The sequence below is a fragment of the Streptomyces sp. CA-142005 genome (assembly GCF_050942335.1).
Lineage (GTDB): Bacteria > Actinomycetota > Actinomycetes > Streptomycetales > Streptomycetaceae > Streptomyces.
Genome location: NZ_CP192078.1, coordinates 5,557,329 through 5,580,758, shown reverse-complemented (window position 1 = coordinate 5,580,758; position 23,430 = coordinate 5,557,329). Strand labels below are relative to the sequence as shown.

General features: G+C 72.0%; 21 protein-coding genes and 1 tRNA gene. 7 read left to right on the top strand and 15 right to left on the bottom strand.

Annotated elements, in window-relative coordinates:
• Window positions 1–22 precede the first annotated feature (22 nt).
• On the top strand, window positions 23–1,429 hold the full coding sequence (locus tag ACQPXS_RS26100) for a glutamate decarboxylase (protein ID WP_433451692.1): 1,407 nt from the start codon (window positions 23–25) through the stop codon (window positions 1,427–1,429).
• A 34-nt stretch (window positions 1,430–1,463) separates the two neighbouring features.
• Here the strand turns inward: ACQPXS_RS26100 and ACQPXS_RS26095 are convergent, their stop codons facing one another.
• The 4 genes from ACQPXS_RS26095 to ACQPXS_RS26080 all read right to left on the bottom strand — a co-directional run bounded on the left by ACQPXS_RS26095 (window position 1,464) and on the right by ACQPXS_RS26080 (window position 5,186).
• Entirely contained in the window at window positions 1,464–2,105 is a 642-nt protein-coding gene (locus tag ACQPXS_RS26095) for a PadR family transcriptional regulator (protein WP_433451691.1), read from the bottom strand.
• 39 nt (window positions 2,106–2,144) lie between these two features.
• Entirely contained in the window at window positions 2,145–2,693 is a 549-nt protein-coding gene (locus ACQPXS_RS26090; RefSeq protein WP_365327672.1) for a DinB family protein, read from the bottom strand.
• 116 nt (window positions 2,694–2,809) lie between these two features.
• On the bottom strand, window positions 2,810–4,270 hold the full coding sequence (locus tag ACQPXS_RS26085; protein WP_433451690.1) for an aldehyde dehydrogenase family protein: 1,461 nt from the start codon (window positions 4,268–4,270) through the stop codon (window positions 2,810–2,812).
• A 91-nt stretch (window positions 4,271–4,361) separates the two neighbouring features.
• Window positions 4,362–5,186 (bottom strand): helix-turn-helix domain-containing protein, encoded by an 825-nt coding sequence (locus tag ACQPXS_RS26080; RefSeq protein WP_351811132.1) that lies wholly within the window; start codon window positions 5,184–5,186, stop codon window positions 4,362–4,364.
• A 343-nt stretch (window positions 5,187–5,529) separates the two neighbouring features.
• On the opposite strand from ACQPXS_RS26080, the gene ACQPXS_RS26075 reads away from it, so the two are divergent.
• Entirely contained in the window at window positions 5,530–6,024 is a 495-nt protein-coding gene (locus tag ACQPXS_RS26075; RefSeq protein ID WP_356299960.1) for an ATP-binding protein, read from the top strand.
• A 112-nt stretch (window positions 6,025–6,136) separates the two neighbouring features.
• Here ACQPXS_RS26075 and ACQPXS_RS26070 read toward each other — a convergent pair whose 3' ends face one another.
• From ACQPXS_RS26070 to ACQPXS_RS26055, 4 genes are all read right to left on the bottom strand, one after another.
• A complete protein-coding gene (locus tag ACQPXS_RS26070) occupies window positions 6,137–6,406 on the bottom strand; it encodes a DUF397 domain-containing protein (protein WP_351810917.1) in 270 nt (89 codons plus the stop codon).
• Between the two features lie 167 nt (window positions 6,407–6,573).
• A complete protein-coding gene (locus ACQPXS_RS26065) occupies window positions 6,574–7,038 on the bottom strand; it encodes an SRPBCC family protein (protein ID WP_365327676.1) in 465 nt (154 codons plus the stop codon).
• Entirely contained in the window at window positions 7,035–7,391 is a 357-nt protein-coding gene (locus ACQPXS_RS26060; RefSeq protein ID WP_433451688.1) for an ArsR/SmtB family transcription factor, read from the bottom strand. Before ACQPXS_RS26060 ends, ACQPXS_RS26065 begins: the two co-directional genes overlap by 4 nt.
• Window positions 7,392–7,398: 7 nt before the next feature.
• The gene (locus ACQPXS_RS26055; RefSeq protein WP_433451687.1) at window positions 7,399–7,773 is read right to left on the bottom strand and encodes a VOC family protein; all 375 of its coding nucleotides are present in this window, start codon (window positions 7,771–7,773) and stop codon (window positions 7,399–7,401) included.
• Between the two features lie 301 nt (window positions 7,774–8,074).
• Here ACQPXS_RS26055 and ACQPXS_RS26050 point away from each other — a divergent pair, with 301 nt between their 5' ends.
• On the top strand, window positions 8,075–8,539 hold the full coding sequence (locus ACQPXS_RS26050; RefSeq protein ID WP_433451686.1) for a hypothetical protein: 465 nt from the start codon (window positions 8,075–8,077) through the stop codon (window positions 8,537–8,539).
• A 214-nt stretch (window positions 8,540–8,753) separates the two neighbouring features.
• Complete coding sequence (locus ACQPXS_RS26045; protein WP_433451685.1) at window positions 8,754–9,269, top strand: DUF4232 domain-containing protein; 516 nt, start codon at window positions 8,754–8,756, stop codon at window positions 9,267–9,269.
• 498 nt (window positions 9,270–9,767) lie between these two features.
• Here the strand turns inward: ACQPXS_RS26045 and ACQPXS_RS26040 are convergent, their stop codons facing one another.
• A complete protein-coding gene (locus ACQPXS_RS26040) occupies window positions 9,768–10,877 on the bottom strand; it encodes a DUF2786 domain-containing protein (protein ID WP_433451684.1) in 1,110 nt (369 codons plus the stop codon).
• Between the two features lie 406 nt (window positions 10,878–11,283).
• On the opposite strand from ACQPXS_RS26040, the gene ACQPXS_RS26035 reads away from it, so the two are divergent.
• From ACQPXS_RS26035 to ACQPXS_RS26025, 3 genes are all read left to right on the top strand, one after another.
• Window positions 11,284–11,910 (top strand): LysE family translocator, encoded by a 627-nt coding sequence (locus tag ACQPXS_RS26035; protein ID WP_433451682.1) that lies wholly within the window; start codon window positions 11,284–11,286, stop codon window positions 11,908–11,910.
• Between the two features lie 69 nt (window positions 11,911–11,979).
• Window positions 11,980–12,759, top strand: coding sequence for a Clp protease N-terminal domain-containing protein (locus ACQPXS_RS26030; protein ID WP_433451681.1), 780 nt, complete (start codon window positions 11,980–11,982; stop codon window positions 12,757–12,759).
• A 48-nt stretch (window positions 12,760–12,807) separates the two neighbouring features.
• Entirely contained in the window at window positions 12,808–14,508 is a 1,701-nt protein-coding gene (locus ACQPXS_RS26025) for a bifunctional 3'-5' exonuclease/DNA polymerase (protein ID WP_433451679.1), read from the top strand.
• Between the two features lie 127 nt (window positions 14,509–14,635).
• Here the strand turns inward: ACQPXS_RS26025 and ACQPXS_RS26020 are convergent, their stop codons facing one another.
• From ACQPXS_RS26020 to ACQPXS_RS25995, 6 genes are all read right to left on the bottom strand, one after another.
• Window positions 14,636–17,953 (bottom strand): BTAD domain-containing putative transcriptional regulator, encoded by a 3,318-nt coding sequence (locus tag ACQPXS_RS26020; RefSeq protein ID WP_433451677.1) that lies wholly within the window; start codon window positions 17,951–17,953, stop codon window positions 14,636–14,638.
• Between the two features lie 556 nt (window positions 17,954–18,509).
• Window positions 18,510–19,403: a glycosyltransferase family 2 protein gene (locus ACQPXS_RS26015; RefSeq protein WP_433451675.1), complete on the bottom strand. Its 894-nt coding sequence runs from the start codon at window positions 19,401–19,403 to the stop codon at window positions 18,510–18,512.
• A 239-nt stretch (window positions 19,404–19,642) separates the two neighbouring features.
• On the bottom strand, window positions 19,643–19,849 hold the full coding sequence (locus tag ACQPXS_RS26010) for a hypothetical protein (RefSeq protein ID WP_351807682.1): 207 nt from the start codon (window positions 19,847–19,849) through the stop codon (window positions 19,643–19,645).
• 393 nt (window positions 19,850–20,242) lie between these two features.
• A tRNA-Thr gene (locus ACQPXS_RS26005) sits at window positions 20,243–20,319 on the bottom strand.
• A 119-nt stretch (window positions 20,320–20,438) separates the two neighbouring features.
• On the bottom strand, window positions 20,439–22,040 hold the full coding sequence (locus ACQPXS_RS26000; RefSeq protein ID WP_433451674.1) for an alpha/beta hydrolase: 1,602 nt from the start codon (window positions 22,038–22,040) through the stop codon (window positions 20,439–20,441).
• A gap of 183 nt (window positions 22,041–22,223) precedes the next feature.
• The gene (locus tag ACQPXS_RS25995; RefSeq protein ID WP_433451673.1) at window positions 22,224–23,429 is read right to left on the bottom strand and encodes a DNA polymerase III subunit delta'; all 1,206 of its coding nucleotides are present in this window, start codon (window positions 23,427–23,429) and stop codon (window positions 22,224–22,226) included.
• Window position 23,430: the final 1 nt, after the last annotated feature.

The following is a 23,430-nucleotide window of genomic DNA, read 5'->3' as shown; positions in this document are numbered from 1 at the left end:
CACAATCCCTGGAGAGACGTTCATGGCCCTGCACAAAGGTCCCGAGAAACACGAAGAGCGGACGATTTCCGTCAACCCGTTCTACGGAGAGGCCAATCCGGTCGGCGGCATGACGGAGGCCCCGCCCACGCACCGGCTCCCGGACGCCCCGCTGGCCCCGTCCACGGCGTACCAGCTGGTGCACGACGAGCTGATGCTGGACGGCAACTCCCGGCTGAACCTGGCCACGTTCGTCACCACCTGGATGGAGCCGCAGGCCGGGGTGCTGATGGCGGAGTGCCGGGACAAAAACATGATCGACAAGGACGAGTACCCGCGCACGGCCGAGCTGGAGCGGCGCTGTGTCGCGATGCTCGCGGACCTGTGGAACGCGCCGGACCCGTCGAGCGCGGTGGGCTGTTCGACGACCGGGTCGAGCGAGGCGTGCATGCTGGCCGGGATGGCGCTCAAGCGGCGGTGGGCCGGGCGCAACGCCGACCGGTACCCGGGCGCCCGCCCCAACCTGGTCATGGGCATCAACGTCCAGGTGTGCTGGGAGAAGTTCTGCAACTTCTGGGAGGTGGAGGCCCGGCTGGTGCCCATGGAGGGCGACCGCTTCCACCTGGACCCGCAGGCGGCGGCCGAGCTGTGCGACGAGAACACCATCGGGGTCGTCGGCATCCTCGGCTCGACCTTCGACGGCTCCTACGAGCCGATCGCGGAGCTGTGCGCCGCCTTGGACGCCCTCCAGGAGCGCACCGGGCTGGACATCCCGGTGCACGTGGACGGGGCGTCCGGCGGCATGGTGGCGCCCTTCCTGGACCCGGACCTGGTGTGGGACTTCCGGCTGCCGCGCGTGGCCTCGATCAACACCTCGGGGCACAAGTACGGACTGGTGTATCCGGGCGTCGGCTGGGCACTGTGGCGGGACAAGGAGGCGCTGCCCGAGGAGCTGGTCTTCCGGGTCAACTACCTGGGCGGCGACATGCCGACCTTCGCGCTCAACTTCTCCCGGCCCGGCGCCCAGGTGGTCGCCCAGTACTACACCTTCCTGAGGCTCGGCCGCGACGGGTACCGCGCGGTGCAGCAGTCGACGCGGGACGTGGCGACCTCGCTCGCCGGGCGGATCGAGGAGCTGGGCGACTTCCGGCTGCTGACCCGGGGCGACCAGCTGCCGGTCTTCGCCTTCACCACCGCCCCGGAGGTGACGTCGTACGACGTCTTCGACGTCTCCCGGCGGCTGCGCGAGAGCGGCTGGCTGGTGCCCGCGTACACCTTCCCGGCGAACCGGGAGGACCTCTCGGTGCTGCGGGTCGTGTGCCGCAACGGCTTCTCCCACGACCTGGCCGACCTGTTCCTGGCCGATCTGACGCGCCTGCTGCCCGGGCTGCGCCGGCAGCCGCATCCCCTGACCCACGACAAGGCGGCGGCCACCGGGTTCCACCACTAGGGCCACCGCCCTCAGGGTGTCGGTCAAAACTTGATCAGCGGTCGTCCTCCGGGTGCCGCTCCCCCGTCGCGTAGGGGTTCTCCTCGTCCTCGGCGAGCACGCCGACGAACGGATCGCCCTCGCCCGTGAACGTGTAGGCGCCGGTCTCCAGGCGCTCGACGAGGCCGTGGGTCCACGCGGCCTCGGAGTCGGCCGTGTGGACCCACATGTTCATGATCTCGCCGATGTGGCCGAGCCGTTCCGGCCCCTCCTCGGGGACGTAGTGCTCGGTGACCGAGGAGCGCCAGGCATCGATGCGGCGCGTGCGCTCCTTCAGCAGCGCCACCGCCTCGGCCCTCGGCAGGTCGACCATGAAGCCGATGGCCGCCGTCTTCATGTCGCCGCGCTGGTCGTAGGTGACCAGCGCCTCGCGCAGCAGGGTGAAGTACTCCTCGGTGCCCTGCTCGGTCAGCTCGTACTCGGTGCGCGGCGGGCCGCCGGCCGTGGACGGCGCGATCTCGTGCGCGTGCAGCAGCCCCTGCCTGGCCATCTGCTTCAGGGCGTGGTAGATCGAGCCCGGCTTGGCGTTGGACCACTCGTGCGCGCCCCAGTACTCCAGGTCGTTGCGTACCTGGTAGCCATGGGCCCGCCCGTGCCGGCGGACCGCGCCCAGCACGAGAAGACGGATCGCTGACATGCGGTCCAGGCTATTGCCGTACGGCCGCACACCCCGCGGTCACCCCCAGGAGCCGCCCTGTTCCTGGGCCACCAGCTCGAAGGCCGTCTTGCCGTCCAGGGACTCGCGGATGATGTCGGCGTGGCCGGCGTGCCGGGCCGTCTCGCGGATCAGGTGCAGACACAGCCAGCGCAGGCTGACCCGGCCCTCCGGTGGGAACCAGGGGTCCGGCGGCAGCGGGAAGGTGTCGTCCAGGCTGGGCGCGGAGCGGATGAACTTCTCCGTCTCGGCGGCGACCTGCTCCCAGTACGCCAGCTGCGAGGCGACCGTCTCCTCGCCGACCAGCTGGAAGGTCTCGTGCCAGTTGGACTCGTCCCGCTTGATCGCCGGTGGTTCCTGCCGGGCACGGGCGATCCAGCTCTGCTCGACCTCGGCGACATGCTTGAGCAGGCCGCCGAGCGACAGTTCGCTGGCGCTGGGGCGGGAGCGGGCCTGCTCCTCGGTCAGCCCGAGCAGGGCCCGGCGGATCCCGCCGCGCTGCTCCTCGATGAACGCGAGCAGCGCCCCGCGCTCGTCGCCCTGTGCCTCCGCCGGTACGTGCTTGACCATGGCCGGCCGCCTCTCCTCACCGTCGCCGGGGCCCTGCGCCCCCTGACACCGACGACGCTACGGGCCATTGCGGTCAGCCACTGTCCGCAATGGCCCGGCGGCCCGGAAAAGGTGCCCTAGAAGGGGAACCCGCTGCGGCCGTGCTGGACCGAGATCCACTTGACGGTCGTGAAGGACTCCAGCGTCGTCTCGCCGTTCAGGCGGCCGATGCCGGAGTGCTTCTCGCCGCCGAACGGCACGATCGGCTCGTCGTGGACCGTGCCGTCGTTCACATGGAACATGCCGGTGTCGACCTGCTTGGCGAAGGCGACACCCCGCTCGATGTCACCCGTGTGGACGGCGCCGCTGAGGCCGTACGGGGTGTCGTTGACGATGCGCAGCGCCTCCTCCTCGCCGTCGAACGGGATGAGGAAGACGACCGGGCCGAACACCTCCTGCCGGAGCAGCGCGGAGTCGGCGGGTACGTCGGTGAGCACGCTCGGCTCGACGAGATTGCCGGACGTGCCGCCGCGGACCAGGGCGGTGGCGCCCTCGGCAATCGCCTGCTCGACGGCGCCGGAGATCGCGTTCGCCTGCTGAGAGTTGATCACCGGGCCGATGACGGTCTGCGGGTCGCGCGGGTCTCCGACCTTCAGGGTCCTGACCTTGGCGACGAACTTCTCGGTGAACTCCTCGGCGACGGACGCGTCCACGAGGACCCGGTTGGCGGCCATGCAGACCTGGCCCTGGTGCACGAACCGGCTGAAGACCGCCGCGTCCACCGCGTAGTCGAGGTCGGCGTCGTCCAGGACCACCAGCGCGCTGTTGCCGCCCAGTTCGAGCACCGAGCGCTTGAAGTTCGCGGCGCAGACGGTGGCCACGTGCCGGCCGACCTTGTCGGAACCGGTGAAGGAGATGGCCTTCGGCACCGGGTGCTCGATGAACGCGTCGCCTATCTCGGCGATGTCGGTGACGACCACGTTGAGCAGGCCGCCGGGCAGCCCGGCCTCCTCGAAGAGCTTCGCGATCAGGGTGCCGCCGGCGATCGGGGTGTTCTGGTGCGGCTTGAGGACCACCGCGTTGCCGAGCGCGAGGGCCGGTGCGACCGACTTGATCGACAGCAGGAAGGGGAAGTTGAAGGGGCTGATCACGCCCACGACACCGACCGGCACCCGGTAGACGCGGTTCTCCTTGCCGTCGGCCGGCGAGGGCAGGATCCTGCCCTCGGGGCGCAGCGCCAGGTGGATCGACTCGCGCAGGAACTCCTTGGCGAGGTGCAGCTCGAAACCGGCCTTCACGCGCGTGCCGCCCAGTTCGGCGATGATCAGGTCGGCTATCTCCTGCTCACGGTCCTCTATGAGCCGCAGCACCCGCTCGAAGACCGCGCGGCGGGCGTAGGCGTTGGTCCCGGCCCACTTCTTCTGGGCCCGCTCGGCGGCCCGGTAGGCCTGGTCCACCTCGTCCACCGTGGCCACCGTGATCGAGGCCAGCTTCTCGTCGTCGTAGGGGTTGAAGTCGATGACGTCCCAGGAACCGGTGCCGGGTCGCCATTCTCCGTCGATGTACTGCTGGGCCAGGTCGCTGAAGTAGGACGACATGTGATCCCTCAATCACTAGCGGAGCCAGATCCTGGTCACGGTCTGATCGCACGTCATCGTACTTGTGTTTCAAGCGAGTTGAAGGAGGTCCTCAGGACAGTTGAAGCAGGCCCCGGAGCAGGTCCCGGCTCTCGTCGGGGCCCGGGCTGTCCTGCTGGAGTTCCTTCAGGGCCTGCTCGTACTGGGCCACGTCCTCGCGCTTGTCGAGGTACAGGGCGCTGGTCAGCTGTTCCACGTAGACGACGTCGGACAGATCGGCGTCGGGGAAGCTGAGGATGGTGAAGGCGCCGCTCTCGCCGGAGTGCCCGCCGAAGCTGAACGGCATGACCTGCAGCCGTACGTTGGGCCGCTCGGAGATGTCGATCAGGTGCTGGAGCTGGCCGCGCATCACGGCGCGGTCGCCGTAGGGGCGGCGCAGGGCGGACTCGTCGAGGACGATGTGGAACTCGGGGGCGTGGTCCGCGAGCAGGTGCTTCTGCCGCTCCAGGCGCAGGGCGACCCGGCGCTCGACGTCGGCCGGGCTCGCGCCCTTCATGCCGCGCCGGACCACCGCGCGGGCGTAGTCCTCGGTCTGGAGCAGGCCGTGGACGAACTGCACCTCGTAGACACGGATGAGGGACGCGGCGCCCTCCAGGCCCACATAGGTGGGGAACCAGCTGGGCAGGACGTCGGTGTAACTGTGCCACCAGCCGGCCACGTTGGCCTCCCGGGCGAGGGAGAGCAGCGACTCGCGCTCCGTCTCGTCCGTGATGCCGTACAGCGTCAGCAGGTCTTCCACGTCCCTGGTCTTGAAGCTCACCCGGCCCAGCTCCATACGGCTGATCTTCGACTCGGAGGCACGGATGGAGTACCCCGCCGCCTCGCGCGTGATCCCCCGCGCTTCACGCAGCCGCCTGAGTTGCGAGCCGAGCAGCATCCGCCGCACCACCGATCCGGGCTCTCCCGCGCTCACGTTCGCCGCCTCCCCAACCGTCTTCAGGGCCCGCAGTCTGCCACTAAAACACTTCGAGCAGTACTCGTCCGGTTACGGAAACGGAAAGAGGCGGGCCGTTTCTGCCTGCGTGGGTCGGCAAGAGGTACGGACCTCTGATGACAACCGTCGAGAAGATGGCGGAAAAAATGGCCAAGAAGCGGTACGGGCAGTGTCATTTCGGTCGCGTGCACGTGCATCTGCCCTTGCATCTGCTCTGCGCATCCGAAACCATGGTGCCGCGCCACCGCTGCATCGCAACGACCGCGAATTCCCGGGAGTGCCTCGCATGGGGACGAATGGATCGACCATGCTCAAGCCGTTACGGCAGGGCCTTCCGCCGCTGGATCCCGCGGCCGTGTCCGATGCCGCCTCCTGCGCACTGCCCGCCCGCTACGAAGCGGTGCGCGAGGCCCGGCGCTTCGCCCGCGGCACCCTCGACCAGTGGGACGTCGGCGACCGCTTCGACGACATATGCCTCGTCGTCTCCGAACTCGTCACCAACGCGCTGCGCCACGGCCTGCCGTCCGATATGGCATGTTCAGAACACACGCCGTCCGTGCGCTTGCACCTGATGCGCTGGACCGAGCGGCTGGTGTGCGCGGTGCGCGACCCGAGCCACGAGACACCGGTGCCGCGGGACTCGGACGACTTCTCCGCCGAGTCCGGGCGCGGGCTGTTCCTGGTCGACTCCTTCGCCGACAGCTGGGGCTGGCACCCGCTCGCGGGCACCCTCCACGGCAAGGTGGTCTGGGCGCTGTTCCGGCTCCAGTCGGCCGGCTGACACCGTACGACACCGACGGACGCGCGGTTTCTACGCGCGTCACCCAACCTTCTCCGGCCCATCCGACATCGTTGCCAAGGGTCCCGCCGGGGCAGCGCCCACCGCTCGGACGTCAGCTCACTATCAGGTGGTCGAACTCGCCGTCCTTGACGCCGAGGAGCATGGCCTCGATCTCCGCTCGGGTGTAGACGAGCGCGGGGCCGTCCGGGAAACGCGAGTTGCGTACGGCGACCTCGCCGCCCGGCAGCCGCGCGAACTCCACGCAGGAACCCTGCGAGTTGCTGTGCCTGCTCTTCTGCCAGGCCACTCCGACCAGCTGCGCGGCAGCAATGCCGTTGTACACGTCGTCCCCCCCGTACAGGCCGTCAACGTCGCGGTCCACAGGTCGCTCCCTGGTGCACTGGCTGGTGTGGCCATAGATGCTGTGGTCAACTGACCCGGATCATAACCGCGTTCACGTGCAGATGCATGCGCAAATGCACGTGCACGCGGGGTGTTCTCACGGTTACAGCTTTGACGTTCGCTTTACCCAGCCGGGAGACGCCTGCGTCAGCCAAGCCCTTCCAGCGCCTGCCCCAGAGCAGGCAGGACATGCCCCCGCCAGCCCCCGCCCATGATCTTCCGTGCCATCAGCTGGGCCGGATCGTCCGGATCGAAACCTTCGTGCACCAAGAAGAGACGCGTACCGCGCCCTTCCTGTTCCAGGGTCCAGGTGATGGTCCAGTCCGCGGGGTTGGCCGGATCGGCGTCGGCCCAGCGGACGGACAGCATCCGCTCGATGTCGTAGGCCAGCACCCGTACCTCCACGACCCCGGAGAAGCGGGCGTTGGGACGCGGTACGGAGGTCATCCGGTACCGGTGCCCGACCTCCAGGCGGAAGTCCTCGGCGCCGGGCATCTGCCACCGGGCGAGCAGGGCGGGGTCGGTCAGCGCGCGCCAGACCTTGGCGGGCGGGTGCGGGAAGAACTGGTCGACCCGGATGGTGGTCAGGTCGTCATCGGGTTGGACGCTCATGGCTGGTCATCGTCGGGCAGACGGTCGAGCAGGTCACCGAGGCCCTTCAGTTGATCGCGCCAGAACCGCTCGTACGGGTGGAGCCAGTCCTGCACCTCGGCGAGGGGGGCGGCCTCAAGGCGGTAGATGCGCCGGCGCCCGGAGCGCTGCTCGGAGACGAGGCCGGCCTCCCGGAGCACCTTGAGGTGTTCCGAGAGGCTCGGGCGGCGCATGTCGAAATGGTCGGCCAGGGCCTGGACGGGCTGCGGTCCGCGCTCGCGCAGCAGCCGCAGCACTTCGCGGCGGGTGGCGTTGGCGAGCGCGGCGAAGACGCGGTCCTCGGCGGCGGTACCCGTCCCGGTCCCGGTGCTCATGGTGCGGTCAGAAGCCTTCCTTCTCCGTCAGCAGCATCAGACCGTTGCCGTCGGGGTCCGCAAAGGAGGCCATGCGCCCCCACGGGTACTCCTCCGGGCCCTGCACCTCGGTGCCCGCCTCGGCGAGCCGGGCACAGTCGGCGTCGACATCGGTCGTCACCAACATGATCCCCCGTGCCGAGCCGGGCTCGAAATCACCCATGCCCGGCCCGGAGAGCGTGAAGACGGTCTGCGCGCCCTTCGGCGCGACCTGCAGCCAGCGCCCGGGCGGCATCTGGAGGTCGGCGGTGACCTCGAAGCCGAGAACGTCCCGGTAGAAGCGCAGGGCGCGGTCCTGGTCGGCGACGGGGAGGGTGACGAAGGAGGCGTGAGTGATGGTCATGGGTACGACAATAGGTAGGCGATTCCCTACCAGTCAAGCGTAGGGAATTGCCTACCTATAGGGCGCGGGCAGGTTCACAACTGATTCCTGCCCCGTGTCCGGCGGTCCTCGGGGTGACGGCTGGTAGCTTGCTGCGGGCCGTCCGGCCGAGGGCGGCCGGCCGCTACAGCTTGGGAGCTTTCCGGTGACGTCTGCGACTGGTGCGACTGCCTCGACTGGTGCGACTACCTCGACTGCTGCAACTGTCTCGACTGCCGCGGGTGCTTCGAGTGCCGCGCGGGCACGGGTGCGGACCGCGACCGTGGCCGCGGGCCTGGTGGGCGCCCTCGCCGCGCTGACCGCGTGCAGCGGGGGCGGCGGTGACGGCGACAGGACCGCCGCCTCTGCGACGCCGAGCGCCACCACCGCGTCGGCGTCCCCCTCGGGCTCCGAGGCGGTGTCCGGGGCCGCCGGCAAACTCCAGGGCAGCTGGATCACCACGAGCGGCGGCAGGATCGTGGCCCTGGTGATCACCGGTAAGAAGGCCGGGCTCTTCGTGACCGGCCGGAAGGCCTGGTGCCAGGGCGCCGCGGGCGAGGAGTCCGGGATGCAGATGATCCACCTGACCTGCCCCGACGGCAACAAGGACCGCGTCACCGGCATGGTCGACGCCGTGGACGCCAAGAGCATGACGGTGAGTTGGTCGGGCACGACCGGCAAGGAGACGTACACCAGGGCGGAGGGCGGCAAGCTGCCTTCGGCGCTGCCGACCAAGGTGAAGCAGTGAGTTGACGCAGCGCGTTGAAGCAGCGCGTTGAAGCAGCGTTTTCAAGCAGCGCTTCGAAGCAGTGCGTTGCCGGCGCCGGGTTGAGACGGTGACGGGTGTGAATCCGGTGCGGAGCGCCACCTGAAGCGGTGATTCCGCCGGGGGTGAGCGAACGGAGCCGGAGCGCAGGCGCCATGATGCAGGGGCACCGTCACGACCTCGATGGGACCTGCTCATGCGCGCCATTCCGCTCACCGTCACGGCCCTCGCCGCCGCCCTGCTGCTCACCGCCTGCGACGGCGGCGGGAGCAAGAGCGCCGGCAAGAACGGCTCGGCCTGCGAGATCGGCGGGGTCTCCGTGCAGATCGGGTCCGCGAGCGTGGCGCCGAAGGCCGGGGACACGGGTGAACTCCCGGTCAGCATCACCAACCAGAGCAGGACCTGCACCCTGGACCAGTTCGCGGGCGTCGTCCTGAGCGCCGGCGACACCGAGGCCAAGGTGCCGGCCCTCAAGGGCGCCAAGGCCCAGAAGCTGAAGCTCGCCAAGGGCGACTCGGCGTCGTTCACCATCAGCTACGTGCGCGGCAAGGCGGGCGACAAGGCCGCGCTGGACGCCAAGACCGTGAAGATCACCCTGCCCGGCACCACCGCCTCCCGAAGCTTCCCCTGGTCCTACGGCCCCGTCGCCACCCAGACCGCGGGCACCGGCCCGAACGCCTCCGTGACAGCCTTCCAGCAGGTCGGCGACTGAGCCGCCAGGGCGAGCTGGGGGCGCGGGTTCGCTGGGGGCCGGGCGGGATGACGCCGGCTTCGGGTCGGCCAGCAGGGGCGCGGGCGGGGCGGGGTGACGCCGGCTTCCGGGGGACCGGGTCCAGGGGCGGGGGCGCGCTGCGGCCGACTTCCGGCGGACCGGCTCCAGGGGCAGGGCGGCTCACCCCGGCTTCGGTGGGCTCACCCCGGCCCGAGGCCGGCCAACGTCGAATTCGGGCGGGCTTGACTCCGTCCTGGGGCAGGCCGAGTCCATCCTGCAGCGGCTGACTTCAGCCTGGGGCGGGCCGGCCGTGCGCCCTTCTCTCCGCTGCACCAGCGCCGGATGGGCTCACTCCAAACCGGCGGCGCTGCCATCGATTCGGGCAGGTCGGCGCCGACTCCGAGTGCCGCGGGCCACGTCAACTTCGGGCGGGCTGACCAGCCCGGGGCGGGCTCACCCGGCTTCGTACAGGCTCGCCCCAGCCCGGGCCCCACGAGTTCACTCCAGCCCGCGGCGTGCCCGAACCTGGGCGCGGTCTGCCGCTCGTGCGCCCTCCGTCCAGCCGGCCGCGTCGGTCACTCCGCGCAGTCGGGTGGTGGTGGTCTCGGGGAACATGCGCTGCAGCCGGTCGGTGACGGCTATCTCCCTGGTGGCGAGGACCGGCAGCAGGTCCTGGCTGACCTGGGTCTCGGCGGCGGCCGCGAGCCGGTCGCCGACCCGGTGGGCGTAGGCGGCCAGGAACGATTGCCGGAAGGTCTTGGTCCGCTTCCGCCCGCCGGCTCTCTGCGCGGCCTCCGCCTTGGTCATCGCGTGCGTGGCCTGCACCAGCAACGAGGTGTAGAGCAGCTCAACCGCCTCCAGGTCCGCCTCGAAGCCGACGACCGTGGAGAAGCCGAGCGGTTCGTTCCACACCGCGCGGCAGTTGTTCGCGCCGGCCACGGCGTCGAGCAGAACCGCCTTGGCCTGTTCGTACGGCGGCTCGACCCCGATCCGGCAGGCGCCGGGCGCGTCCGGCGCGGGCGCCTCGGCGGCGAGCAGCGCTTCATCGACGCTGTGCCGCGCCATCAGCTCCTGCGCCTTGGCGCTGAGCGCCTCCGCCTCCTCCGGATACCCGGTCGCCTCGGCCTTGGCGAGCAGCGCGCGGATCCGGGCGAGCATGCGGGAGGCGGCCGGGCCGGAGGAGCGCCGGGGCTCCTCCTCCAAAGGCTCAAGGGCGGGCAGGCGCAGCAGCAGGCGGTACAGCTCCAGCGTGGTCGTGGCCTGCGAGAAGCGGTCGGTCTCGCGGGCGGGGCCCTCGGGCAGCTCCGCCAGCTGGGCGGTCCAGCGGCGCCCGCGCGGGCGGTCCCGTCCGGACTGGGCGCGGATCAGGGTGGCGGCCTGGCGCACATGCGCGTCCTCCAGCTCTCGCCGCACCAGCCGTACGACATCGGCGGGCTGCCAGCCGCGCTGCCAGGCAGTCGCCACGAACTCCTCGCCCCGCCGCGTGAGTTCGGCGTCCGCGGCGGGGTCGGCGGCGAGCAGGGAGGCACCCGTGTCGAGGCCGGTGTCGGTGTCGTCGTAGAGGGCGGCCCGGAAGGCCCTCTCGACCGTGCTGGCAGTGCTGGTCACACCGTCGATCGTGCCATGCCCCGCCGACAGCGGGCCGAGGGTTGTCCACAGGCTGTGGATAAAGAGCGGACTCAGGCTGATGGAGGCCGCCCGGTGTGCGGGCGCACGGGGCATGGGGGGGCACGAATGCAGTGGTCGAGACCAAGGTAGTTGCCGAGGACCGGGGGGGGCGCGAGGACGACTGCCGGGCGGGCGGAGTGGTCAGGCCCGGATTGGCGCCACGGCGGGCTCCAGGCGGGGGCGGGCCGCCCGGCGCGCCTGTCCCCCGAACGGGCGCGGCGGCCGGGCGGGCATTGACCGAGGGTCCGGGGCTCAACGCCGCCGCGCCGCGCACCACTTGGCCGGCGGATCGTCTCAGTCCCTGGAATTCCGCCACGCGCGCGTGGGGCGCGCGAAGCATGGCGGCATGGTGGACACGTCTCTCTACGCGGCGTTCCTGATCGCCGCCTTCGCACTCTGCGTCACTCCCGGACCCGACATGATGTTCATCGTGGCGGTGGGCGGCCGGGGCGGCCCCCTGACGGGGGTGTCGGCCGCCGTCGGAGTCGCCTGCGCCATGCTCGTGCACACGGTCGCCGCGGCACTCGGGCTGTCGGCGTTGTTCCTGACCCTGCCGACGCTCTACGAGGTGCTGCACTGGGCGGGCGCGGCCTACCTGCTGTTCCTCGCGGTCAAGGCGTTCCGGGGCGACGGCGGCCCGGTCGAGACCGAGGCGGCACCGGGGAACGGGCGCCGCCGGGCGTTCTGGCGGGGTGCGGTCACCAATCTCCTCAACCCGAAGGTGATCCTCTTCAACGTCTCCTTCCTGCCGCAGTTCGTGAACCCCGCCCTGGGGCACGTGCGGGAGCAGTTCCTCGTCCTGGGCTTCACGATCACGGCGATGGGCGTGGTGGTGGACGGCTCGGTCGGACTGCTCTCCGGGAAGCTCGCCTCACTCCTTCGGCGCAGTCGGCGGGTCGCCCGGGCCCTGGACTACTTCAGCGGAACGGTGTTCGCCGGCCTGGCGGTGCGTCTGGCGGTCGCGCCGAAGTGACCGGCGAACACGCCGACGCACTGTCAACCATCAGTTGACACCCGCTGGGGTGCAACCTACGGTTGACACATGGCGACCAACCCGAACATCACGGCATCCGTACGCCTCGACGACCTCATCGAGGCCATCAAGAAGGCCCACAACGAGCCCCTCGAACAGCTCCAGGACGCGGTGATCGCCGCCGACCACCTCGGTGACGTGGCCGACCATCTGATCGGCCACTTCGTCGACCAGGCACGGCGCTCGGGCGCCTCCTGGACCGAGATCGGCCGGAGCATGGGCGTGACCCGGCAGGCGGCGCAGAAGCGGTTCGTACCGAAGGAGTCCACCGACCTCGACCTCAGCCAGGGCTTCAGCCGCTACACCCCGCGCGCGCGGCAGGTGGTCATGGCCGCGCACAGCGAGGCGGTGGCCGCCCGCAACCCCGAGGGCCGCCCCGAGCACCTGGTCCTCGGACTGCTGGCCGAGCCCGAAGGCATCGCCGCGAAGGCGATCACCGCGCAGGGCGTCCTGCTGGACTCCGTACGGCAGGCCGCGTCCGCCGCGCTGCCACCGGCCGCGGAGGATGTTCCGGACCTCATCCCCTACGGCCCCGACGCCAAGAAGGTCCTGGAACTCACCTTCCGCGAGGCCCTCCGGCTCGGCCACAACTACATCGGCACCGAGCACATCCTGCTCGCTCTCCTGGAGCACGAGAACGGCCGGGGCGTCCTCAGCGGTCTCGGCATCACCAAGCCCGCGACCGAGGCGTACGTCGCCAAGGTGCTGTCGCTGCTGCTGGAACAGACGAAGGCGGCGGCCACGGCGGCCGAGGCCGCGACGGACGACCCGACCGGCACGAAGGACTGAAACCGCAGGTCAGGCCAATTGTCAGACCCGGCTGCCACACTCGCAGTCATGACCGACCGGTGGGCGCTCGCACCGGCCGAGGACAGCGGCGTGGACGTCGCCCCCCTCGGCCCGGACGGCCTGCCCGCCGGGCCGGTGCGGCGGGAGAGCGATCTCGCCGGGGCGGTGCGCAGCCGCCCGGAGGTGACGCGCTGGGTGTGGCGGTCGACCCCCGAGGTCTACCCGCGTCTGCTCGCCACGGGGGTGCGAGTGGAGCGGTGCTACGACATCGAGGACGCCGAGACACTCCTGCTGGGCCACGAGGGCCGGTACGGCGAGCCGCGCTCGGCCGCCGCCGCCCTGGCCCGCCTCCGGGGCGGCCCCGTACCGCCCGACCCGCCCCAGCGCTCGGCCGAACCGGGCGCCCAGTCCCCGCTGTTCGAGCCCACCGGCACCCGCCTGCCCCTGACCGACCTCCTCGCGGTCTACGCCGAGCAGCTCCGGCGGCACGACCGGACGGCCCACCCCGACCGGATGCGGCTGCTGACCGCCGCCGAGTCGGCCGGCATGCTGGTGGCCGCCGAGATGAACCACGCGGGCCTGCCGTGGAGCGCCGAGGTCCACCGCCGCCTGCTGCACGACCTGCTGGGCGAGCGGTACGCGGGCGGCGGCGAACCGCGGCGCCTCGCCGAGCTGGCCGACGAGGTCTCCGCCGCCTTCGGCCGCCGCGTCCGCCCCGACCTGCCCGCCGACGTGATCAAGGCCTTCGCCCAGGCCGGCATCAAGGTGAAGTCCACCCGCCGCTGGGAGATCCGGTCCGTCGACCACCCGGCCGTCGAACCCCTGCTGGAGTACAAGAAGCTGTACCGCATCTGGGTGGCACACGGCTGGTCCTGGCTGCAGGACTGGGTGCGCGACGGCCGCTTCCGACCCGAGTTCCTCGCCGGCGGGACGGTCACCGGCCGCTGGGTCACCAACGGCGGAGGCGGACTGCAGATCCCCAAGGTGATCCGCCGGGCCGTGGTCGCCGACCCCGGCTGGCGGCTGGTCGTGGCCGACGCCGACCAGATGGAGCCCCGCGTGCTCGCCGCCATCTCCCGCGACCCCGGCCTGATGGAGGTCGCCGGCCGTGCGAGCGACCTCTACCAGTCCGTGTCCGACCGCGCCTTCTCCGGCGACCGCGACCAGGCCAAGATCGCCGTCCTGGGCGCGATCTACGGCCAGACCTCGGGTGACGGCCTGAAGAACCTGGCCGCGCTGCGCCGCCGCTTCCCGAAGGCCGTCGCCTACGTCGACGAGGCGGCCCGCGCGGGCGAGGAGGGCCGGCTGGTGCGCACCTGGCTGGGCCGGACCTGCCCGCCGGCCGCCGGATCCGGTGAGGACGCGGCAGGGGAGGCGGGCATCCCCATCGCCGAGGACGACACGGAGACACAGCCCGACGGCCAGGCCGCCTGGGTCCCCGGCTACGCCTCCACCAACTCGCGGGCGCGGGGCCGCTTCGCGCGGAACTTCGTCGTCCAGGGCAGCGCCGCCGACTGGGCCCTGCTGATGCTCGCCGGCCTCCGCCGGGCCTGTGCGGACCTCAAGGCGGAGCTGGTGTTCTTCCAGCACGACGAGGTGATCGTGCACTGCCCCGCCGACGAGGCCGACGCCGTCGTCCAGGCCATCCGCGACTCCGCCGACCTCGCCGGCCGGCTGACCTTCGGCGAGACACCGGTGCGGTTCCCGTTCACGACAGCGGTGGTGGAGTGCTATGCCGACGCCAAGTGAGCGCCGTACCGGAGGCGTCCGCGCAAGGGGAAACGGGGACTCGCGGCCGGTGTGTGCGGGCGCGTCGTGGCTGGTCGCACGGTTGCCCGCGCCCCTTCGGGGCGCACGCTGCGCCCAAGTGCTTCCGTCACTGCGCGAGAAGCTCCCGCAGTTCCGCCACGACCGCCTGCTCGTCGGTGCCGTCCAGCGCCGCGAGTGCCGCGCGCCAGGCCTCGTACGCCTCTGTCCGCCGCCCCCGCGCGCTCAGCAGCAGCCCGTGCTGGTGCCGGGCCAGGCCGCCCATGTAGCGGTCGGCGCGGGCGTCGGCCCGGCCCAGCAGCTCGGCGCACTCGCGGCCCGCCCGTTCGCTCTCCCCCAGCTGCCGCAGCGCGCGGACCAGGCCGAGCCGGGTCTGGGACTCGCCGTGCCAGTCGCCGTGCCCGCCGAGGATCCGCAGGCTCTCCTCGAAGTGCTCCGCCGCGGCCGCCGGTTCGCCGAGGGTGAGATGGGCGTAGCCGATGTTGCAGTGCGCCGAATGCTGCACGATGACCGCGCCGATCGCGTCCCCGATCGCCAGCGAGCGCCGGTGCTGCTCGATCGCGGCACGCGGGTCCGTGTGCTCGTAGAGGTTGCCGAGATGGCTGTGGGTGACGGCCTCGCCGTAGGGGTCGTTCAGCTGCCGCGAGTAGGCGAGGCTCTGCCGCAGCGCCTCCCCGGACTCCGTGAACCGCCCGAGCCCCTCCAGCAGCAGCCCCCGGTTGTTCAGGGAGCGCCTGATCCTGGAGACGACGCCGAGCCGCCGCCAGATCTCCAGGGCCTGGTCGGTGAGGGCGAGGGCGTCCTTCTGCCGGCCGGTCAGGAAGTGCAGGCCCGCCAGGTCGCCGAGGGCGTACGCCTCGGCCGCCGCGTCCCCGAGCCGCCGCGCCGCTCCGAGCGCGGCCCGCCCCAGCACCTCCATCTCGGCGACCCGGCCGCCGCGTTGGACATAGGGGAAGAGCAGCCGCGCGAGCGTCGAGAGGTGCGCGGCCCGACGCGGGTCGGACGTGCCCGCGTTGCGTGACACCAGGGCGACGACGTTCTCCAGTTCCACCTCGCCCCAGCCGAAGGCCTGCTCGGCGGACTCGAAGGACGTCAGCGCGGCCACGTCGGCCGTGTGCTCCGGCGGCTGCGCGGAGGTGGGCCGGCGCCGGTCCTCCTGGTCGATCCCGGGTTCCACGATCGCCTCCAGCAGCCGTTCGGCCACGGCGGCGTACCAGCGCAGGGCGATCAGGTCGGGGGTGGGCGCGGCGGCGAGACCGGTCCGCCGGCCGGCCTCCCCCCGCGTACCCGGGCCCGGCTCGGTGTCCGCGCTTGGAACGTCGCCCGGTGCTCCCGCGCCGGTGTCCTTCCCGGCGTCCGCCAGTTCGCGGGCGAAGTCGCGGACCAGGTCGTGCGGGGCGTAGCGGCCGTAGGTGGTCTCCTCCAGGAGGGCCACGTCGACCAGGCGGTCCAGGGCCGCCTCGGCGCGCCGCGCGTCGGTGCCGGTGAGTCGGGCGATCAGCGGGGCGCCGTACGTCGGCAGGTCGAGCGCGCCGATGCGGCACAGCGCGAGGGCCGCGTCCCGGTCCGCCTCGCGCTCGGCGGCGGCGAGCGCGTCGTGGGCGACGGCCAGGGACCGCCGGACGCTCAGGTCGTCGTACTCAAGATGGCGCAACCGGCCTCCGGTCTCGGCGAGTTGGCCCGCCAGCACATCCGGGGTGAGGGCGCGGCGGGCGGCGAGCCGAGCGGCCACGACGCGCAGCGCCAGCGGCAGCCGACCGGTCAGCTCGACCAGCGGGTGACCGGCGTCCAGCCCCTCGCGTCCGCTCACCGCGCGCAGCAGTGCCGCGCTGTCCTCGCCGGTCAGCGGCGCGAGCGGGAAGCGGCGGGCGCCGTCCAGGGCGGTCAGTGGCGAGCGGCTGGTGACGATCACCGCGCAGCCGGGCCCGGCCGGCAACAGCGGGCGTACCTGGGCCGCGTTCGCCGCGTCGTCCAGCACCAGCAGGACGCGGGCCGGGGCGAGCAGCGAGCGGAGCAACGCGGCGGCCGCATCCGGGTGTTCGGGGATGTTGCGGGGCTCGGCGCCCAGGTCCCGGAGCAGTGCGGCGAGCGCCTGGGCAGAGCTGAGCGGGGTCATGCCGGGGGTGGCGCCGTGCAGGTTGACGTACAGCTGCCCATCAGCGAAACGTTCCCGCAGCTCATGCGCCACGGCCAGGGCGAGCGCGCTCTTGCCGACGCCCGCCATACCGCTGATCACGGCGATGGCCGGAGCCGGGACGGGCGGCTCGGTGAGCGCGCGCCGCAGCGCGCGGCGGACATCGACGCGACCGGTGAAATGAGCCGGTGGCGGCGGAAGTTGCGCGGGCCGCGGGGTCTGCCGGGCGTCCGGCGCGGCACCGCCCTCGTGCGGAACCGGCGTTTCGGCTTCCTCCTCGACGGCGCCCTCCAAGCGACCGGCACCCTCGGGCCGGTGGTCGCCGTCCGGCCGCCGCCGACGGCCGTCGCGCTCCCCCTCGGCCCCCTGCCGCTCCTCGTCACTCCCCCGCAGCACCTCGGCATGGGCCTCGCGAACCGCCGGGCCGGGTTCGATGCCGAGTTCCTCGATCAGGCGGGCGCGCAGATCACGGTGGACGGCGAGGGCCTCGGCCTGGCGGCCGGTGCGGTGCAGGGCGAGCATCAGCTGACGGTGGTACGCCTCGCGCAGCGGATACTCGGCGACCAGCGCCGCGAGCCCGGGGACGATCCCGGCCAACCGCGCTCCACCCAGGGCGAGTTCGGCGTCGTGACGCCACTCCAGCAGGAGCAGCCGGGCCTCCTCCAGGCGCTGCACCAGGGCATAACCGCCGAGGTCGGCGGGGAGTCCGCTGAGCGGGGTGCCGCGCCAGAGCGCGAGTGCGGCCGTGCAGGCCCGCACGACGCCCGGCCAGTCCCGCCGGGCATGCGCGGCACGCGCCTCGGCGACCCGGGCGTCGAAGACGTGCACGTCCAACTCGCCCTGGTCGACACGCAGTACGTATCCCGGCGGTACGGCCCTGAGCCGGTCGGGGTCGTCCAGGAGCCGGCGCAGCCGGGTGACGTGGTTGTGCAGGGACGCCTGCGCGGAGACGGGCGGCGCCCCGCCCCACAGGGCGTCCTTCAGCGACTCCACCGACACCACCCGGCCCGGTTCCAGCAGCAGAGCGGCCAGCAGTGCGCGCACCTTGGGGCTGCCGATGGCACGGACGGCGTTGTCGGGGGTGCCGTTGTGGAGCGCGTCCTCGAAGGCGGGGTCGTGGGGAGGGGTGTCGTCCCGGCTGCCGTCGGCGTTGTGCCCGGTGGCGCGGAGGACGCCGTCGGCGGCGAGCGCGTCGGAAGGGGAGCCGGGGGTCTCGTACGAGACCCCGAACGGCTGTCGGTCGTACAGGACCGGCGGCCCCAGCAGTCCGAACCGCAGCTCGCACCGCCGCATCACGCCGCTCCACTGCCTTCCCGCGCGGCCGGGGCCGACCGTGCTCCGAGACGAGCCGGTGCCCGCCGTTCCCTGCGAGCCTGTGCCCGCGATCCCCTGGCGGAATTCCGCCCTGTCCACAACGGTTTCCCGCCACCTTCTGCCGCCCGGACCAGCCCGGGATCGGCCTGTCCGAGGGCCCGTTTCGGATACCGTCGGCGAGTTCCGGCCAACGGTCTCGCCAGTTGCCGATGAACCGTTGGCCACATGTTAGCGATCCGTTGGTGATTCCTGATGTGATCATTTCATCGGATCTGGCCCGACGGCGCGCGCGGATGTCGCGTAACTCGGGGGAGTGTCGCCGCAGGCCGGATCCGGGGACGCAAGGGGCCCCGGTCGGCGGAGGTGAACGCCCGGGGCCCCGTCCCGTTCCCGCCTCCACGCCCCGTTCGCACCGGTCAGGCGATGACGGAGGCACCCGCGCCCCACATCCACGTCGGATCACCGGCGCGGACACCGGGCCCGGCCGCCCATCGAAGGGCCCAGCACCTCACCCCACCGCCGGATGCCCCGCGCCTCAGATCACCGGCGGACGTCCCAGCCGGGCGAGTCGCCACACCGTCCGCCAGCGCATGGGCCGACGCTCGCCGCCCGGCTTCCGCAGCCCCTCGACGAACCCGCCGAACCACGCCTTCAGCCCCGCCGTGGAGCGCGTGCGGGCGAGGGTGAGCAGCGTCCACACCCCGAGGTGCACGGGGATCAGCGGCAACGGCAGCCGGCGCCGGACGAGCCAGACGCGGTTGCGGGCGTTGACGCGGTAGTAGATGGCGTGCCGGGCCGGCGAGGTCTTGGGGTGCTGGAGCAACAGCTCGGGGGCGTAGAGGATCTTCCAGCCGGCGTCGGCGGCGCGCCAGGCGAGGTCGGTCTCCTCGTGCGCGAAGAAGAACTCGGCGGGCCAGTCCCCGGTCTCGGCCAGCATCGCCATGCGCAGGGCGTGCCCGCCGCCGAGGAACCCGGTGACGTAACCCCCGCGCAGGGGATCGGACTTGCCGACGCGGGGCACGTGCCGCTGCTGGGTCTCGCCGTGCTCGTCGGCGATGCGGAAGCCGACGATGCCGAGGCGCGGGTCGGCGGCGTACAGATCCCGGACGCGCCGCAGCACATCGGCATCGACGAGCAGCCCGTCGTCGTCCAGTTCCACGACGACGTCGATGTCGCCGTACTCCCGCAGGCGGGCCAGGGCGACGTTCCGGCCCCCCGGGCAGCCGAGGTTCTCCTCCACGTCGATGCTGGTGACCTCGCCGGGCAGGGAGAGCCGGCGGGCGAACTCGGGCAGCCGGCAGCCGTTGCCGACGATCACGATGCGGGCGGGGGCGAGGTCCTGCTTGGCCACGGACTCCAGCAGGGCGTCGACCTCGGCGGGCCGGTTGCCCATGGTCACCACGGCTACGGCGATCCTCGGCTCCACCACGTCCCTCACCCCATCCGGCCGACGGCGGCGCCGCGCCCTGACCGCGCGGCGCCCACCGTTCACCAAGATGTTGCCTCAGGTCCGCGGGTTCACCGGACCCCGATTCACTTTGCGGCCCCTTTGCGGCGCTTTTGTCCCGGCATTTCCTCGGCTTCGAATACCGCCCCCACACCGGCGCCGCGTCGCCGATCGGCGACGCGGAACTCCCCGGAAGAGGCCCTCCCGGTCCGATGTGCCACTCACATGCAGGGGAGGTTGTCGAGGCCCGGGTAATAGAAGCGCCCGGCCGGACCGGCGCTGTGGATGCAGCGGTCGAGGTGGGGACTCTGGGGCTTCGGGCTCTCGGTGGCGGCGGTCGCGGTCGGAGCGACGAGGACGATCACCCCAAGGACCATTGTCGCCACCGCCGATTTCTTGCCCGGCATGCGCCTCCGGAACGTCTTCATTGCCGCCCTCCTTCGGGCCGAGACGGGAGCGCCGCGCGGTTCACAGGGCGACGGTTCGGCGCTCGTGATTCCGCTTATCGTCATATGCCGCAGGCATGACGTCAACACCCAAATCTGGACACTCTTCCCAAAAAGCGAACTGTTGGCGAAATGCCGCTCAGGTCCGCGGATCTTCGGCTGGGCCATCCAGATGTGCCGACGGGATCTGGTCAGTCGGTCTGGCGGACCGACTTCATCACTGTGAGCCAGGGGCCGTACAGCCTGCCTCCGCTGCGCTTCTGCCGCATCGCCGCCCCTCCAAGCACGGCACTGTAACGCGCCGCTGGAGAAGAAACCCGGACCGGAACCCATACGAAAAAGCCCAGCTCGGACACCGTCTGAGCTGGGCTTCAATGGAGCCGCCTTCGGGATTCGAACCCGAGACCTACGCATTACGAGTGCGTTGCTCTGGCCATCTGAGCTAAGGCGGCGCGCCGTCCGCACTATGGTGCGATCGGCAACGTCGGTAAGTCTACACAGTTTCCGGGGGTGCTCCGACCACGCCCCGGAAGCGGGGGCTCCAGGGCGGGTGGCAGGGGTGCGGCAGGGGCTATGAGCAGCGCTTTCCCTCGGCGGGCGGGGTGCCGTCGAGCAGGTAGGTGTTGATCGCCGTGTCGATGCAGGTGCTGCCGCGGCCGTAGGCGGTGTGGCCGTCGCCGACGTACGTCAGGAGGCGGCCCGAGGAGAGCTGGTGGGCCAGGGACTGGGCCCAGCGGTAGGGGGTCGCAGGGTCGCGGGTGGTGCCGACCACCACGATCGGCGCCGCGCCCTTCGCCTCGATGCGGTGTGGCTCACCCGTGGCCCTCACCGGCCAGTACGCGCAGTTCAGCGAGGCCCAGGCCAGGCCGTCGCCGAAGACCGGGGACGCCTTCTCGAAGGCGGGCAGGGACTTGTCGACCTGCTCGGGACCGGTGAAGGCCGGCGGCAGGTCCAGGCAGTTCACGGCCGCGTTGGCCATCATCAGGTTGCTGTAGTGGCCGTCGGCGTCACGTTCGTAGTAGCTGTCGGAGAGCGCGAGCAGGCCCGCGCCGTCGTTCTCCTTCATCGCCGAGGTCAGCGCCTCGCGCAGCTGCTCCCAGGTGCCCTGGTCGTACATCGCCGCGATCACCCCGGTCGTGGCCAGCGCCTCGCCCAGCTTGCGGCCGGCCGCGTCGCCCGCCGGGATGGAGTGCGCGTCCAGCTTCCGGAAGAACGCCCTGAGGTGGTCGCCGACCTGCGCCGGCGTGGTGCCCCTGCCGCCGAGCGGGCAGTCGGAGTGCCGTACGCAGTCCTTCGCGAACGCCTGGAACGCCGTCTCGAAGCCGGCCGTCTGGTCCAGGTTCATCTGCCGGGCGTCCACGGACGGGTCCAGCGCGCCGTCCAGGACCATCCGGCCGACCCGGTCCGGGAACAGGCCCGCGTACGTCGCCCCGAGGAAGGTGCCGTACGACGCCCCCACGTAGTTCAGTTTCGGATCACCCAGCACTGCCCGCAGGATGTCCATGTCGCGCGCCGCCTCGACGGTGGAGACGTGCCGCAGCATCCGCGCCGAGTGCGCCCCGCAGCTCTCCGCGAACTTCTTGTCCGCCGTGGCCAGCGCGTTCTGCTCCTGCTGGTCGTCGGGGGTCAGGTCCGTCTGCGTGTACGTGTCCATCTGGCGCCCGTCGAGGCACTTGACGGGCTCGCTGCGGGCCACGCCCCGCGGGTCCACCGCGACCATGTCGTAGCGGGCACGGACGTCGGCCGGGTAGCCGATGCCCGCGTAACTCTGGAGGTAGCCCACCGCCGAGCCGCCGGGGCCGCCCGGATTGACCAGCAGCGAACCGAGCGGCTTGCCCTTGCCGGTGGCCGGCTTACGGGCGACGGCCAGCCGGACGTCGCCCGCACCCGGGTTTGCGTAGTCCAGCGGGGCCTTCATCGTCGCGCACTCGAATCCAGAGGTGCCGCAGCTGTGCCACTGCAGCCGCTGGGAGTAGTACGACGACAGCGCCGACGGCGTCGCAGGCGGCAACGCGGCCAGCACCGCGTCCGCCGCACCGCCGCCCGAGGTCGAGCTCCCGGAGGAGCAGGCGGACACGAGCAGGGCGGCGGCCGCGAACAGGGCGGCCGTGAGACGAGTCGTCGTCCGGGGGCGGGCGCCCCGGGTCCGGCGGAAGGATGGCCTGGTGTGCATCAGGCGAGCGTAACGCTGTGCGATGCCACGGACGCGCTGCGTGGGGATTGTGGCCTCGTACGGGGGACAACGGCGGCGGCTTCTCGGCAGGGACGTCGCCGGTCGGCCTCCCGGCCTTCGTGTTCAGCCCACCCGTAGGAGCTTCAGCCCGTCCGCGAGAGCTTGGGATCCCCCGTCGGGGTCTCAGCCCGCCCGCAGCGCCATCGTCATCGCCTCCACCGCCAGCAGCGGGGCCACGTTGCGGTCCAGGGCCTCGCGGCAGGCGGCGATCGCCTCAATGCGGCGGAGCGTGGATTCCGGGCCGCTGCCGCGCGCCAGCCGCTCCAGGGCGTCCTCGGCGTCCCCGTTGGCGATCGCCACGCGGGAGCCGAGCTGGAGGGCGAGGACGTCGCGGTAGAAGGCGGTGAGGTCGCCGAGGGCGATGTCGAGGCTGTCGCGCTGCGTGCGGGTTCTGCGGCGCTTCTGCATGTCCTCCAGGTCCTTCATCACGCCGGCCGTGCCGCGCGGCAGCCGGCCGCCCTGAGTCGCGCCCAGCGCCGCCTTCAGCTCCTCCGCCTCCTTGCCGTCCATCTCCTCGGCGAGCTGCTTGGCGTCCTCGGCGGCCGCGTCGACCAGCTCCTGGGCGGCCCTGAGGCAGGCGCCGACCTCGTCGAGGCGCAGGGGCAGCTTGAGGACGGCCGCGCGGCGCTCGCGGGCCGCCGGGTCGGTGGCCAGGCGCCGGGCCCGGTCGACGTGCCCCTGGGTGGCGCGGGCGGCGGTCGCCGCGACCTCGGGTTCGATGCCGTCGCGCCGTACGAGCATGTCGGCGATCGCGTCCACGGACGGCGTGCGCAGGTTCAGGTGGCGGCAGCGGGAGCGGATCGTCGGCAGGACGTCCTCGACGGAGGGGGCGCACAGCAGCCAGACCGTGCGGGGGGCGGGCTCCTCCACCGCCTTGAGCACGGCGTTGGCCGACTTCTCGTTCAGCCGCTCGGCGTCCTCGACCAGGATGATCTGCCAGCGGCCGTTCGCCGGGGAGGTGAAGGACTTGCGGACCGTGTCCCGCATGTCCTTGACCAGGATCTCGGAGCCCACGGCGGCCACCGAGGTGACGTCCGCGTGGGTGCCGAGCAGCGCGGTGTGGCAGCCGTCGCAGAAGCCGCAGCCGGGGGCTCCGCCGAGGGCGCGGTCGGGGCTCACGCACTGCAGGGCCGCGGCGAAGGCCCTGGCCGCCTGGTTACGGCCGGCTCCCGGCGGGCCGGTGAACAGCCAGGCGTGCGTCATCTTCGACGCCTCAGGCAGCGGCTGGTCGGCCGCGGCGGCCGTGACGAGGGCGTCGGCGTCCCGCGCGGCCGCGTCGAGCACCGCGCTCACCTTCTCCTGCCCGACGAGGTCGTCCCATACGGTCATG

What these genes read in the sequence shown, in the direction of transcription:
- ACQPXS_RS26075 (WP_356299960.1), top strand. Translation starts at nt 5,530, where the DNA reads ATGGGGACGAATGGATCGACCATGCTCAAGCCGTTACGGCAGGGCCTT.
- ACQPXS_RS26060 (WP_433451688.1), bottom strand. Translation starts at nt 7,391, where the DNA reads ATGAGCACCGGGACCGGGACGGGTACCGCCGCCGAGGACCGCGTCTTC.
- ACQPXS_RS26035 (WP_433451682.1), top strand. Translation starts at nt 11,284, where the DNA reads ATGGTGGACACGTCTCTCTACGCGGCGTTCCTGATCGCCGCCTTCGCA.
- ACQPXS_RS26045 (WP_433451685.1), top strand. Translation starts at nt 8,754, where the DNA reads ATGCGCGCCATTCCGCTCACCGTCACGGCCCTCGCCGCCGCCCTGCTG.
- ACQPXS_RS26085 (WP_433451690.1), bottom strand. Translation starts at nt 4,270, where the DNA reads ATGTCGTCCTACTTCAGCGACCTGGCCCAGCAGTACATCGACGGAGAA.
- ACQPXS_RS26020 (WP_433451677.1), bottom strand. Translation starts at nt 17,953, where the DNA reads ATGCGGCGGTGCGAGCTGCGGTTCGGACTGCTGGGGCCGCCGGTCCTG.
- ACQPXS_RS26100 (WP_433451692.1), top strand. Translation starts at nt 23, where the DNA reads ATGGCCCTGCACAAAGGTCCCGAGAAACACGAAGAGCGGACGATTTCC.
- ACQPXS_RS26030 (WP_433451681.1), top strand. Translation starts at nt 11,980, where the DNA reads ATGGCGACCAACCCGAACATCACGGCATCCGTACGCCTCGACGACCTC.
- ACQPXS_RS26065 (WP_365327676.1), bottom strand. Translation starts at nt 7,038, where the DNA reads ATGAGCGTCCAACCCGATGACGACCTGACCACCATCCGGGTCGACCAG.
- ACQPXS_RS26010 (WP_351807682.1), bottom strand. Translation starts at nt 19,849, where the DNA reads ATGAAGACGTTCCGGAGGCGCATGCCGGGCAAGAAATCGGCGGTGGCG.
- ACQPXS_RS25995 (WP_433451673.1), bottom strand. Translation starts at nt 23,429, where the DNA reads ATGACCGTATGGGACGACCTCGTCGGGCAGGAGAAGGTGAGCGCGGTG.
- ACQPXS_RS26095 (WP_433451691.1), bottom strand. Translation starts at nt 2,105, where the DNA reads ATGTCAGCGATCCGTCTTCTCGTGCTGGGCGCGGTCCGCCGGCACGGG.
- ACQPXS_RS26000 (WP_433451674.1), bottom strand. Translation starts at nt 22,040, where the DNA reads ATGCACACCAGGCCATCCTTCCGCCGGACCCGGGGCGCCCGCCCCCGG.
- ACQPXS_RS26025 (WP_433451679.1), top strand. Translation starts at nt 12,808, where the DNA reads ATGACCGACCGGTGGGCGCTCGCACCGGCCGAGGACAGCGGCGTGGAC.
- ACQPXS_RS26055 (WP_433451687.1), bottom strand. Translation starts at nt 7,773, where the DNA reads ATGACCATCACTCACGCCTCCTTCGTCACCCTCCCCGTCGCCGACCAG.
- ACQPXS_RS26090 (WP_365327672.1), bottom strand. Translation starts at nt 2,693, where the DNA reads ATGGTCAAGCACGTACCGGCGGAGGCACAGGGCGACGAGCGCGGGGCG.
- ACQPXS_RS26080 (WP_351811132.1), bottom strand. Translation starts at nt 5,186, where the DNA reads ATGCTGCTCGGCTCGCAACTCAGGCGGCTGCGTGAAGCGCGGGGGATC.